A 13219-nucleotide genomic window follows, 5' to 3' on the forward strand; every position below is an offset into this window, starting at 1 on the left:
CTCGGCGAGCGCGGCGGTGACCGGCGCCGCTGAACGCTGTCGGTGGACCGACAGACACGGGAAGCTGTCCTGTAAACGAGAACCCCGGAGCAGAATTTAAGCCTTGATACATAGGGTTACAGGACGGCAAATGAGGTTATTTCTCAGGCAAATGGATCCAGTGCTTTAAATCTATATGAGAATTACTATAAATTACGCCCCTTGCGCGCTGCCATCATCGTGCCGCCATCTCTTTATGGCGCACTCTTTATGGCACAGATTGGCCCAAGAACCGGGAGTCATGTTGGAAAACTACTATCGCGAGCTGGTGTGTTTCCTGAACGCCAAGCTAGGCAACCGTCAGGTGGCCGAAGATGTGGTGCATGACGCTTATCTGCGGGTGCTGGAGCGTTCCAGTGACACGCCGATCGAACAACCCCGGGCGTTTCTTTATCGCACCGCGCTCAATCTGGTTATCGATGACCACCGACGCAATGCCTTGCGGCAGGTCGAATCCCTGGACGTGCTCGACAGCGAAGAGCGCTATTTCACGCCATCCCCTCACAACAGCCTCGATCACGGCCAGCGTCTGGACATGCTCCAGCGCGCCCTGGCGGAGTTGCCAAGGTTGTGTCGCGAGAGTTTTCTTTTGCGCAAGATCGATGGCTTGTCGCACCCGGAAATCGCCGAGCAGTTGGGTATTTCCCGGGCGCTGGTGGAAAAGCACATCGTCAATGCCATGAAGCATTGCCGGGTGCGAATGCGTCAGTGGGATGCTCCCTGATCGACCTAGGCACAATGCCAGCCAGTTAAGCCGCGGAACCTGTGGGAGCGGGCTTGCTCGCGAAAGCGGTGTGTCAGGCGACATCAATGTTTACTGTGCCGCCGTCTTCGCGAGCAAGCCCGCTCCCACAGGAATTTCGCTTAACTGACTGGCATTGCGCCTAAGGGGCGTTAAATTTTTTTTCATTGTCCTCGTTCCTATTCAACAGACGATCTGCTGCCGCACAAGGCCGGTCAGGTCACCCAGGCTTTATCCCCGCTGGTCCGGGGTTCATCCAGAGGACACTGGAAATGACACAGGCAATTGCATCGCCCATCGTTCACGACCTGATCGGCGTCGGTTTCGGCCCTTCGAACCTGGCTCTGGCCATCGCCCTGCAAGAGCGCGGGCCGAGCCAGGGCGAGCTGGATGTGCTGTTTCTCGACAAGCAGGCGGACTACCGCTGGCACGGCAACACCCTGGTCACCCAGAGCGAACTGCAGATTTCCTTTCTCAAGGATCTGGTGACGCTGCGTAACCCGACCAGCCCATATTCCTTCGTCAATTACCTCAAGCACCACGGTCGTCTGGTGGACTTCATCAACCTCGGCACCTTCTATCCGTGCCGCATGGAGTACAACGACTACCTGCGCTGGGTCGCCGGGCAATTTACCGAGCAGAGCCGCTACGGCGAGGAAGTGTTGGCCATCGAACCGGTGCTGCACCAGCAGCAGGTCGAGGCACTGCGGGTGATTTCGCGTGATACGCAAGGCCAGCAGCATGTGCGCACCACCCGTTCGGTAGTGGTCAGCGCCGGCGGTACACCGCGCATTCCCGAAGCGTTCAAGGCACTCAAGGATGACGGCCGGGTGTTCCACCACTCCCAGTATCTGGAGCGCATGGCCAAGCAGCCGTGCGTGAACAACCAACCGATGAGCATTGCGATCATCGGCGGCGGGCAGAGCGCGGCGGAAGCCTTCATCGACCTGAACGACAGCTTCCCGTCGGTGCAGGTGGACATGATCTTGCGTGGCTCGGCCCTGAAGCCGGCCGATGACAGCCCTTTCGTCAACGAAGTGTTCTCGCCGGAGTTCACCGACCTGGTGTTCCAACAGGCCAGCAGCGAACGCGAGCGCCTGGTCAACGAGTACCACAACACCAACTATTCAGTGGTGGACATCGACCTGATCGAGCGCATCTACGGCATCTTCTATCGCCAGAAGGTCTCGGGCATCGCACGTCATGCGTTCCGTACCCTGACCACGGTCGAGAAAGCCACCGCCACCGAGCGCGGCATTGAGCTGGCGGTGCGCAACAACGCCACCGGTGAAGTCACGGTTCGCCATTACGACGCCGTGGTGCTGGCCACCGGTTACGAGCGCCAGATGCACCGCAAACTGCTGGCGCCGCTGGAACAGTACCTGGGTGATTTCGAGGTTGATCGCAACTACAAACTGATCACCGACGAGCGCTGCAAGGCCGGCATCTATATGCAGGGCTTCTGCCAGGCCAGCCACGGCTTGAGCGACACCTTGCTGTCGATCCTGCCGATCCGCGCCGATGAAATCGCCGGCTCGCTGTATGACCATGGCAAGTCGCGTGGGCATGGCCGGTCGGTGATGGATTTGTTGTTGGCGACTGCCAGCTAAATCTTCGGCGCCTGCCAGGCCGCTATCGCGGGCAAGCCCGCTCCCACAGTTTGATCTTCAGTCACCAAATCTGTGTTCATTGAAGATCCCTGTGGGAGCGGGCTTGCCCGCGATAGGCCCTCAAAAGCACCACACATCCAGAATCATGAACCCTCCTGAAGAATCCCGCGCTGCAACGGCGCGGTGAATCCCGACCCGTTCCCGGAGAACCACGTCCTGAAGGGATAAGTGACACAGTTTTTAGGAAAGTTCCTACAGAACGCTTCATGGGTCTTGCGTAGTCTTGCCGCCTCACTCATCAGGCATTGACCTGGAGGCACGCGATGACCAACAAAACCTTGCGTATCCTGATCGCCGACGAGCAGCATTTTCACCGGATGAAAACCGAACGGCTGTTCAATCAGCTCGATTACTACCGGGTGGCGCCGGTACAAAGCCTTGCGGAGATGCTGACCTTGGTCGAGTACGGCTGCGAGCCATTTGATCTGGTCGTCATCAATGCCTCACTGGCGGGTGGGGCATTGGACCTGCCTGGGTTCTTCCTCGATAACTGCCAGGTTCGTCACACCTTGATCTACGCTTCGGCGCTGCCGGATTTTGCATCAATTCAACGGCTGATGACGCTCATCGATCCGCCTGCGTGTGAAGCTGCACCCTCCTTGGATCAAGAGCGATATCGGCAACGGATCGGTTGATTTTCGGGGTTGCCGTTCGTCGGTACTATCACTTCTGTCAGGTACATTCTTTCTGCCTTCCGTGCAAAAGTCTTAGCGCAGCCGTTGCGTCCGGTTCGTCGTTATCCGGCGTGCATTGGTGCGCAATCGTCAGGTCTTTGCACAGGGAATTAACATGAAGTCAGTGCTGATTGTGGACGATCATCCGGTGGTACGCGCCGCAGTCAAAATCGTATTGGAGAAGGAGGGTTTCAAACGGATTTATGAGGCGTCCAGCGGTAGCGAGGCGTTGTCGATGCTCCGAGAGCATTCACCCACCCTGGTGGTGCTTGATCTGGTCATGCCCGAGGGCGATGGGCTGGATGTGCTGGACCGGATCAGGGCCAGTGATTGGTCATGTCTGGTACTGGTTTTCACGTCCCTGGATCCGCTGTTTTTTCAAGAGCGTTGCATGCGTGCCGGGGCCATGGCGTATGTCGCCAAGAGCAACGTCCTGAGTCAATTGCAAAAGGCCGTGCATGCGGTCATGACCGGTTACACCTATTTTGCGCGGCTGCCTTCGGGATCGCAGGACGCCCTGCAACGCAGCGAAAAACAGATGATCGACAAACTCTCCAACCGCGAACTGACCATTCTGCAATACCTGGCCCGGGGCACGAGCAACAAGGCGATTGGCGAGCTTATGCACTTGAGTCACAAGACTGTCAGCACCTACAAGACTCGCTTGATCGAAAAACTCGGGGTGAACGCAGCGGTGCACTTGCGGGATTTTGCCAAGCGCAATCATCTGATCTGAATGAGCCTGATCATGCGCATGTTGCTGTTGGCCTTGGCACTGAGCCTTTTAACGCAGTTGCCTGCGGCGATGGCCGACGAGCCACAGCGGTTGCACCTGCTGGGGCGCTCCACGGTGGATGGCTTTCAGGTCAAGCTGGATGAAAAGGACTGGCAATGGCTACGCGATAAACGGGCCCTGCGCCTGGGAGTGACGGGGGCGGATTACCCTCCGTTCGAAGTGACGCGCCACCGCGATGAACTGGAGGGCATCACGGCCGATTACGCCGCGCTGCTGGGGCAACTGCTGCACGTCAACATCGACGTGCTGCGTTATGCCACTCGTGAAGCCGCCATGGACGCTCTCAAACGCCAGGAGCTGGATCTGCTCGGGACATCGAACAACTTCGAGGCGGCCGACCCCGCGCTGACCCGGTCCCGAGCCTATGCCGAAGATCAGCCGATGCTGGTCACTCGACTGGACGAGAGAATGCCCGTCGACCTTGCCGGCAAACGTATCGCCATGGTCGATGACTATTTGCAGGCGCAGACGGTTGAAGAGTTTTATCCCGATGCAAGTTTGCAGCTCTATCCCTCGGCACTCGACGCGCTCGGAGCGGTAGCGTTCGGGCCAGACGATGTGTACCTCGGCGACTTCATCAGCGCCAATTACCTGATCAACAATAATTACCTGAATAACGTTCATCTGGCGGGGCCTTCCGGTCTGGATGCCAACCCGTTCGGCTTCGCCTTGGCGTTGGACAACCCGCGTCTCAAAGACATCATCGACAAGGCTCTGGCGGCGATTCCCATGGATCAGCGGCTGGCCATTGAGGTGCGCTGGAGTGCCGGAAAGGCCAATACGGCGGGTCAACAACAGGTGCGTTTGAGCCCCAGTGAACAACGCTGGCTGGACCGGCATCCGACGGTCACTGTCGGCGCGATCGACAACTTTGCCCCGCTGACGTTCTACGATGCCCAAGGCCGGCTCAGCGGGTTGACGGCGCAGTTGCTGACGCTGATCAGCCAGCGCAGCGGTTTGAGCTTTCAGGTGCAACGCGGACGCTCACTGGACCGGCAAATAGAGCAGCTCCAGGATGACGAGATCGACCTGTTGCCGGTGGTCACCCCCAGTACCGAGCGTGAAGACGCGTTGCTCTTTACCCGCGCCTACCTCAGCAATCCGTTTGTGCTGGTCAGTGCAACTACCCAAGGCAGCCCCAGGACGCTGGACGATCTGGCCGGTAAACGCCTGGCGATTTATCGTGGTCATCCGTTGTTCGGATTTATGCAGACCCGGGCGCCGCAGGTGCGCCTGGTCGAAGTGCAAAGCCCGGCCGAGGGCATGGAATGGGTGCTCAAGGGGCAGGCTGATGCGACGCTCAGTTCATTGATCGTCGCCCGTTACCTGATTGCTCGGCATTACCCTGATCGTCTGCGCGTCAGCAGCACCGTGGGCGATCAACCTGCCCGTATTGCCTTGGCCACCGATCGCGGCGCGCTGGAATTGCACTCGATTCTGAACAAGGCGTTGCTGAGCATTTCGCCTCAGGAAATGGACGACCTGGTGGCCCGCTGGAGCCATGATGTGGTGCTGGATGACAGCTATTGGCTACGCCATCGTCAGGGCATTCTTCAGGCCTTTGCCGCGGCTGGCGCCTTGCTGTTGCTCGCCTTGGGCTGGATCGCCTGGCAGCGCCGGCAGATCCGCCAGCGCCAGCAGTGGTTGCAGCAATTGCAGGATGCCAAGAACGAAGCAGAGGATGCCAACCGCGCCAAAACCACCTTTCTGGCGACCATGAGTCATGAGATCCGCACGCCGATGAGCGCCCTGATCGGCATGCTCGAACTGGCCCTGAAACGTGCCGACGAGGGCGTCACCGATCGGTCCGCCATTGAGGTAGCGTCCGATGCCGCACAACAATTGCTGGCGCTGATCGGTGACATTCTGGACATCGCCCGTATCGAGTCCGGCCATTTGTCCCTGACACCTGAGCGGGCCAATCTTCGGCGGCTGGTGGAATCGGTGTGTGGGGTTTTCGAAGGCCTTGCACGGCAGAATGAACTGGCGTGGCGCATCGATCTGGATGAACACAGCGACTGCGACGTGTTGATCGACCCCACCCGTTTCAAGCAGGTGCTGTCCAATCTGCTGAGCAATGCGATCAAGTTCACCCGGGAGGGCGAGGTCAGCCTGACGCTGCGGGCGACGCCCGTGACGCCGGGGCATCTGGCGGTCAGTGTGCGCATTGAAGACACTGGCATTGGCATCAGCGACGTCGACCGGCAACGGTTGTTCAGCCCGTTCGCCCAAGCCGGCAATAACCTGCAGTCAGCTCGCGGCGGCTCCGGGTTGGGCCTGGTGATCAGCCGCACCCTGTGCGAAATGATGGGCGGCCGGTTACAACTCGACAGCGTCCTCGGGCAAGGCACACAGGTCGACATCAAGCTTGAGCTGATCGCACTGCAACCGTTGCCTTCCATTGAGGCAGTGGATAGCGGGTTGCAGGTGCCGACGCGGCCATTGACGATTCTGGTGGTCGACGATCACCCGGCTAATCGATTGTTGCTTTCACGGCAACTGAGTCACCTGGGACATCGTGTTCTGGAGGCCGTAGAGGGTGCGCGGGGGCTTGAGCTGTGGCGCGAACATGAGTTCGATCTGGTGGTTACCGACTGCAATATGCCCAGACTCAGTGGTTATGAACTGGCGGGTGCAATCCGCGATGACGAGCGCGCCCAGGGATTGCCGTCGACGCTGATTCTGGGCTTTACCGCCAATGCGCAGCCCGAGGAAAAAGTCCGCTGCCTGGAGGCAGGTATGGACGACTGCCTGTTCAAACCCATCCTGCTGGCGGATTTGAGCGCATGGCTGTCGTCCAGATTTGTGAGCGAATTGCCAGAGGCGCTCGAAGAGCAATCCACGCCCGAGATGGACTTGAGTGGCCTGGAGCAATACGTCGGTGTGGACCGCACGCTGCTCGATCACCTGGTGCGCGAACTGGCGGTGACTAACCGCAGTGATCGGAAAAAACTGCTCCAGGCGCACGCCAATGGCAATCGCCCAGATCTGCAAGATTTGGCGCATCGCATCAAGGGGAGTGCGCGTATGGTCCGGGCGGTGCGTTTGATCGAGCATTGCGAGCAACTGGAGCGTGTCATCGATGAGGAGAACATGGTGCTGCTCGACGAAGCCGTCGATCAGCTGCAGCACGCTATGTCATCGCTGGACAGACACTTGAACCAAGGCTGAAGCTCAATCCCACTGCGGCGCAATGCCTTTGGGGCTGGTCAGCCGCTGACCGCGATCCAGGCCTGCGATCAGCGCCATGTCGGCGTCGCTCAAGGTCAGGGTGCAGGCCTGCAGATTGCTTTGCAGGTTGGCGCGTTTGGTGGAGGAAGGAATCACCGCGTGCCCCAGTTGCATGGCCCAGGCCAGCGTGACTTGGGCCGGTGTCGCCTGAAGGCGATCGGCGATCTGCTGGATGAGCGGATCCTTCAGCACTTCGCCGTAGGCCAGGGTCATGTAAGAGGTGATCTGGATGCCTTGGCTTTGGGCGAATTCGACAACCTTGCGATTTTGCAGGTACGGGTGCAGCTCGATCTGGTTGGTGGCGATGTTCTCGGCACCGATGGCAGCAGTGGCCTGTTGCATCAGGTCGACCGTGAAGTTGGACACGCCGATCTGTCGGGTCAGGCCCAGTCGTTTGGCTTCGAGCAGCGCGCCCATGAATTCTTCGACCGGCACCTGATCGTCCGGCGACGGCCAGTGGATCAGCGTCAGGTCCAGGTAATCGGTTTGCAGTTTTTTCAGGCTTTCTTTGAGGCTGTCGATCAACCGGTCTCTGGCAAAGTTGGCGACCCAGATTTTGCTGGTGATGAACAGTTCTTCACGGGCAATGCCACTGGCCGTGATGGCCTGGCCAACCTCGGCTTCGTTTTCGTAGATTTGCGCGGTATCGATGACCCGGTAGCCCAGCTCAAGACCGGTGCTCACCGAATCGATGACCACCTGGCCTTGCAGGCGAAACGTACCAAGACCGAATGCGGGGATAGACATCAATGACTCCAGGGGGTGCAGTGGGAATGAGCGGGAGTATCCCCGGCTCTACCCTTGAGAAAAACCGCTGGTTGGGCAAAGCACTGTTTACCGCAAGTCATGAATGGAGAATTGCTAAGCGCATAAGATCAAAAGATCGCAGCCTTCGGCAGCTCCTACCCGGGATTTTGTTCGACCGCGATATTGCGGCGTACATCGAATCTGTAGGCGCTGCCGAAGGCTGCGATCTTTTGATCTGCTGCTCTTAAGCAATATCACTACGGCTGAATTCCTCGCCCAGAAAGTCGATCAAGGTCCGCACCGACGGCAATAATCCGCGTCGTGAGGGGAAGATCGCATGCACGATCCCGCACTTGGGCGTCCAGCCCGGCACCAGTTCCACCAGTCGGCCGGCGGCAATCTCATCGCGCACCACCACACTCGGCAGGTGGGCGATGCCGATGCCGGCGAGCACCGCGTGACGCAAGGCCAGCAAATCGTCGGTGACCATCCGCGGGGTATGACGAATCAGCGCGCTGGCACCGTCGGCGCCGAACAATTCCCACTGATATTCACGCTGCGCGCCACCCCAATGCACGCTCGGCAGACCGCTGAGATCAGCCGGCGTGGCCGGTGATGACAAGCGCTGCAAAAACGCCGGAATACCCACCAGGCATTGGGTGCTGTTGCCCAGTACCTTCATCACCATGTCGGTGTTTTCCAGCGGTGGAAAGCGCACTCGCAGAGCGATATCGAACCCTTCGTGGATCAGATCGACCCGGCGGTTGGTGCTTTCGATGAACAACTCCACCAACGGGTATTTGAGCATGTAGCGGGTCAGCATCGGCCCGACCCAGGAATTCAACAGCGCGGTCGGGCAACTGATGCGCACCAGGCCCTGGGGTTCGGAGCGATTGCGTTCGATCAGTTCGGCGGCGCTCTCGGCTTCCACGCGCATGGCCAGGCAACGCTGGTAATACGCCTGGCCGATTTCGGTCAGCGAGCAATGCCGACTGCTGCGGTGCAGCAAGCGCACACCAAGGCGTTCTTCGAGCTCGGCAATGCGTCGGCTGAGCTTGGATTTGGGCATGTCCAGCGCGCGCCCGGCCGGGGCGAAACCGTGGTGTTCCACTACTTGGGTGAAGTAGTACAGGGTGTTGAGGTCTTCCACCATCGTTCTCCAAATAGAACGCTAAGGCTGATTTTTGCAGTCTAGCGCAGCAAAGGCTCCGGTTTTAAGCTTTGTCCATCGCGTCACACAACAGATTTGGAGGAAAAGATGAAAAACATCATCGGTATCTACACCAGCCCACGACCTCATTGGGTCGGCGACGGTTTTCCGGTTCGCACGCTGTTTTCCTACGACAACCTGGGTAAACACATCAGCCCGTTTCTGCTGCTGGATCACGCCGGTCCCGCCGAATTCACCCCGACCACCGAGCGTCGCGGCGTTGGTCAGCATCCGCACCGTGGTTTCGAAACCGTGACTATCGTTTACAAGGGCGAAGTGGAACACCGCGACTCCACCGGCAGCGGCGGCAAGATCGGCCCTGGCGATGTGCAATGGATGACCGCGGCCTCGGGGATTCTTCATGAAGAGTTCCACTCCGAAAGTTTCGCCAAGAGCGGCGGCACCCTGGAAATGGTGCAGCTGTGGGTCAACCTGCCGGCCAGGGACAAAATGGCTGAGCCCGGTTACCAGACGATTCTCGACGGTGACATCCCGAGCATCCCACTGAAGAACAACACTGGCAGCCTGCGTTTGATCGCCGGTGAGTTCGAAGGCCATAGCGGCCCGGCGCGCACCTTTACGCCGATCGACGTGTGGGACGTTCGCTTGAACGCCGGCAAATTGCTGACCCTGGATCTGCATGAAGGGCGTAACACGGCACTGGTGGTGCTGCGCGGCACGGTTCAGATCAACGGTGTGGAATTGGTTCGAGAAGGGCAGTTGGCGCTGTTCGAACGCGACGGTGATCAGCTCAGTCTGGAAGCCAATAACGACGCCGTGGTGCTGCTGCTCAGCGGCGAGCCGATCGACGAGCCCATTGTCGGCCACGGCCCGTTCGTGATGAACACCGAGCAGGAGATTCACCAGGCCTTTGCCGACTTCCAGTCGGGGCGCTTCGGCCGGATGCCCGGTTGAAATCTTTGTTGTAACGCTGTGGCGTGCCGGGCTTGGCTGACTACGCTTGCTTGGCCGCGTTTTAACGAAATATCAGAGTTCACTCACGCCGGCCCGTTCGGCATCGATAAAAAGCGAGGATTGACCCATGACTACTTCCTACAAACGTCTCGACAAGGATAACGCCGCCGTTCTGCTGGTGGATCATCAGGCGGGTTTGCTTTCTCTGGTGCGCGACATCGATCCGGACCGTTTCAAGAATAACGTGCTGGCCCTGGCCGACCTGGCCAAGTACTTCAAGCTGCCAACGATTCTGACCACCAGTTTCGAAACCGGCCCCAATGGCCCGCTGGTGCCGGAACTCAAGGCACTGTTCCCGGACGCGCCGTACATCGCTCGCCCAGGCCAGATCAACGCCTGGGACAACGAAGATTTCGTCAAGGCGATCAAGGCTACCGGCAAGAAACAACTGATCATCGCCGGTGTGGTAACTGAAGTCTGCGTGGCATTCCCGGCGCTGTCGGCCCTGGCTGAAGGCTTCGAGGTGTTCGTGGTGACCGATGCTTCCGGCACGTTCAACGAACTGACCCGTCAATCGGCATGGGATCGCATGTCATCCTCTGGCGCCCAGCTGATGACCTGGTTCGGCCTGGCCTGTGAACTGCATCGCGACTGGCGCAACGACGTGGAAGGCCTGGCGACTCTGTTCTCCAACCACATCCCGGACTACCGCAACCTGATGACCAGCTACAACACCCTCACCAACAGCAAGTAAACCCTGGCAGCACATACACACATATCCTGTGGGAGCGGGCTTGTGTGGCGAGGGGGCTTGCCCCCGTTCGAGTGCGCAGCGCTCGCAGGTCTTGGGTCCGCTGCGCGGCCCAACGGGGGCAAGCCCCCTCGCCACACAAGCTCGCTCCCACGGTGTTTTGTGTTGTTCTGAAGACATCAAATCCTCCTACACTGTGCCCATCCGTACTATTGCTGGAGTTGCTTGATGCTGTCACTGCTTACCGATCACCCGTTGCTCAGCGCGCTGATCCTGATCCTGATCGATCTGGCTTTGTGGCGTTTGATCGCGGCCAGCGGCAGCAACTGGAAACTGGCGGTACGGCTGGTAATTTTTTCGTTGTTCAGCGTGCTGCTGTTCAACGAAGGCTTGAACCCCATGGAGCCGGCGCCCTGGGCCGACAACGTGCCGTTGCACCTGGCAGCAACCGGTTTGCAAATTGGCTGGTGGCTGTTCGCCGCGCGCACCCTGACGGTGTTGATCGGTGCGGGGATGATGCAACGGGTCGGACACACCGGGCGCTTGTTGCAGGATCTGCTCGGCGCGGTGATTTTCCTGATCGCGGTCATCGCTGCCCTGGCATACGTGCTCGATTTGCCGGTCAAGGGCGTGCTGGCAACGTCCGGTGCGTTGGCGATCATCGTCGGCCTGGCCTTGCAAAGTACCCTCAGCGACGTGTTCTCCGGGATCGTCCTCAACACTACCAAACCCTATCAACTGGATGACTGGATCTCCATCGACGGCACCGAAGGCCGGGTCATCGACATCGACTGGCGCGCCACGCGCCTGCAAACCGCGCAAGGCAGCATGGCGGTGATTCCCAACTCGTTGGCGGCCAAGGCCAAGATCATCAACTTCAGCCGACCCAGTGACATTTTCGGGGTGTCGATCAGCTTGCAAGTAAGCCCCCATGCGCGTCCGCAAAAGGTGATCGATGCACTGGAACGGGCCGTGCAGGGCTGCCGCCTTCTGTTGAACAAACCGGCGGCGAGCGTGGCGTTGAAAAGCTCTGGCGGCGCCGGTGTGGAATACGAAATCAGCGGGTTCGTGGTCTCCATGGACCAGAAGCGCATGGTGCGTAATCAGCTGTTTGATCTGGCGTTCCGGCACTTGCAGGCTTCGGGTATCAGCCTGTTGTCGAGCGTCGAACCCAATACGCCCGCTACCCTGTCACGGCCGCTGGCGCTGCTGGAAAGCTCGAACATTTTCTCGACCCTGCGTCAGGAAGAGAAAGAAGCCTTTAGCCAGAACATGACCCTGCAAACCTTCCGCGCCGGGGAAATGATCCTGTCAGCGGGGGAGGTCAGCGATCATTTGTTCATCATCGAATCAGGTGTGGTGTCGGTGGAGCTGAGCCGTGGCGGGGTCAAGTTCGAATCCGGGCGCATGGGGCCGGGCGAGGTGATTGGCGAGGCCGGGATATTGTCTGATTCGTCAGTGCCGGCGGACATCAGCGCCAAGACTTTTTGCAGTTTGTACCGGATCGAGAAGGAATACCTCAAACCGTGCCTGGAGGCGCGACACGACATCAGCGAAGCGATGAAGGCGTTACTCGATTTCCGTTTGCACAAGGCTCAGACGTTGACTCAGGAAGTGCCGAAGGTGGTGGCGAAGAAGGGGTTTTTGCAGTGGTTGCGTAGTCGTAGCGGCTGATGTGTTGGTTGCCTGTTCCGGCCCCTTCGCGAGCAAGCCCGCTCCCACACTTGATCTTGGCCGGACACAAAACCTGTGTTCACTGAAGATCTAATGTGGGAGCGGGCTTGCTCGCGAAGAGGCCGGAACAGGCAACCCCCAATGGTCTATTGGCATCCTCAACTTCCCAATAATTGGCTATTTGTTCAACCCCACGTCGGTATTAACGTAGCGCCAATCCCACCCGTGATTGGAGCTCACCATGCAACCTCGTATCGATTTCTACACCGCCTCCCCAGACGGCCTGAAAGCCATGATCGCCCTGGAAACCGCCGTCTCGAAGCTGCCGCTGGAAAAGTCGCTGATCGAACTGGTCAAGCTGCGCGCTTCGCAGATCAACGGCTGCGCCTTTTGCATCGACATGCACACTGTCGATGCCATCAAGGGCGGGGAAACTCCACGCCGGCTGTTTGCCGTGACGGCCTGGCGCGAGGCACCGTTCTTCACCGATCGTGAGCGCGCCGCGCTGGCCTGGACCGAATCCCTGACCCAGCTGAGCTTGACCCACGCGCCGGACGAAGACTATGCGCTGCTCAGCGCCGAGTTCAGCCCCAAGGAAATGGTCGACCTGACCGTGGCGATTTCCACCATCAACAGCTGGAATCGCCTGGCCGTGGGTTTTCGCAAAATGCCTCAGGCGTAACGCCCTGGCTCTAATGCCAGTCAGTTAAGAGCGGCGATCCGACTTGCTCGCGAAAGCGGTATGTCAGGCGACATCAATGTTGACTGTG

Annotated in this window: 11 protein-coding genes; 9 read left to right on the forward strand and 2 right to left on the reverse strand. The window is 59.1% G+C overall.

Features of this window, described 5'->3' with window-relative positions; genetic code table 11:
- Positions 1-280 precede the first annotated feature (280 nt).
- The 5 genes from TU81_RS23565 (at position 281) to TU81_RS23585 (ending at position 7092) form a co-directional block, all read left to right on the forward strand.
- Complete coding sequence (locus TU81_RS23565; protein ID WP_038982331.1) at positions 281-763, forward strand: sigma-70 family RNA polymerase sigma factor; 483 nt, start codon at positions 281-283, stop codon at positions 761-763.
- Between the two features lie 290 nt (positions 764-1053).
- Positions 1054-2391: a lysine N(6)-hydroxylase/L-ornithine N(5)-oxygenase family protein gene (locus TU81_RS23570; protein WP_038982332.1), complete on the forward strand. Its 1338-nt coding sequence runs from the start codon at positions 1054-1056 to the stop codon at positions 2389-2391.
- 323 nt (positions 2392-2714) lie between these two features.
- Complete coding sequence (locus tag TU81_RS23575; protein ID WP_038982333.1) at positions 2715-3086, forward strand: hypothetical protein; 372 nt, start codon at positions 2715-2717, stop codon at positions 3084-3086.
- 154 nt (positions 3087-3240) lie between these two features.
- Entirely contained in the window at positions 3241-3861 is a 621-nt protein-coding gene (locus TU81_RS23580; protein ID WP_048396751.1) for a response regulator transcription factor, read from the forward strand.
- 12 nt (positions 3862-3873) lie between these two features.
- Positions 3874-7092, forward strand: a complete 3219-nt coding sequence (locus TU81_RS23585; protein WP_231983820.1) for an ATP-binding protein — start codon at positions 3874-3876, stop codon at positions 7090-7092.
- A gap of 3 nt (positions 7093-7095) precedes the next feature.
- Here the strand turns inward: TU81_RS23585 and dkgB are convergent, their stop codons facing one another.
- Together dkgB and TU81_RS23595 are read right to left on the reverse strand one after the other, a co-directional pair.
- On the reverse strand, positions 7096-7899 hold the full coding sequence (dkgB, locus tag TU81_RS23590) for a 2,5-didehydrogluconate reductase DkgB (RefSeq protein ID WP_038982336.1): 804 nt from the start codon (positions 7897-7899) through the stop codon (positions 7096-7098).
- A gap of 244 nt (positions 7900-8143) precedes the next feature.
- Positions 8144-9052 (reverse strand): LysR substrate-binding domain-containing protein, encoded by a 909-nt coding sequence (locus TU81_RS23595; RefSeq protein WP_038982337.1) that lies wholly within the window; start codon positions 9050-9052, stop codon positions 8144-8146.
- A 105-nt stretch (positions 9053-9157) separates the two neighbouring features.
- Here TU81_RS23595 and TU81_RS23600 point away from each other — a divergent pair, with 105 nt between their 5' ends.
- From TU81_RS23600 to TU81_RS23615, 4 genes are all read left to right on the forward strand, one after another.
- On the forward strand, positions 9158-10024 hold the full coding sequence (locus tag TU81_RS23600; RefSeq protein WP_038982338.1) for a pirin family protein: 867 nt from the start codon (positions 9158-9160) through the stop codon (positions 10022-10024).
- Between the two features lie 127 nt (positions 10025-10151).
- Complete coding sequence (ycaC, locus tag TU81_RS23605) at positions 10152-10778, forward strand: isochorismate family cysteine hydrolase YcaC (protein ID WP_008011497.1); 627 nt, start codon at positions 10152-10154, stop codon at positions 10776-10778.
- Between the two features lie 225 nt (positions 10779-11003).
- Positions 11004-12449, forward strand: coding sequence for a mechanosensitive ion channel family protein (locus tag TU81_RS23610; protein ID WP_038982339.1), 1446 nt, complete (start codon positions 11004-11006; stop codon positions 12447-12449).
- A gap of 241 nt (positions 12450-12690) precedes the next feature.
- Positions 12691-13131 (forward strand): carboxymuconolactone decarboxylase family protein, encoded by a 441-nt coding sequence (locus TU81_RS23615; RefSeq protein ID WP_048396755.1) that lies wholly within the window; start codon positions 12691-12693, stop codon positions 13129-13131.
- Positions 13132-13219: the final 88 nt, after the last annotated feature.

The organism is Pseudomonas lini (assembly GCF_001042905.1).
GTDB lineage: Bacteria > Pseudomonadota > Gammaproteobacteria > Pseudomonadales > Pseudomonadaceae > Aquipseudomonas > Aquipseudomonas lini.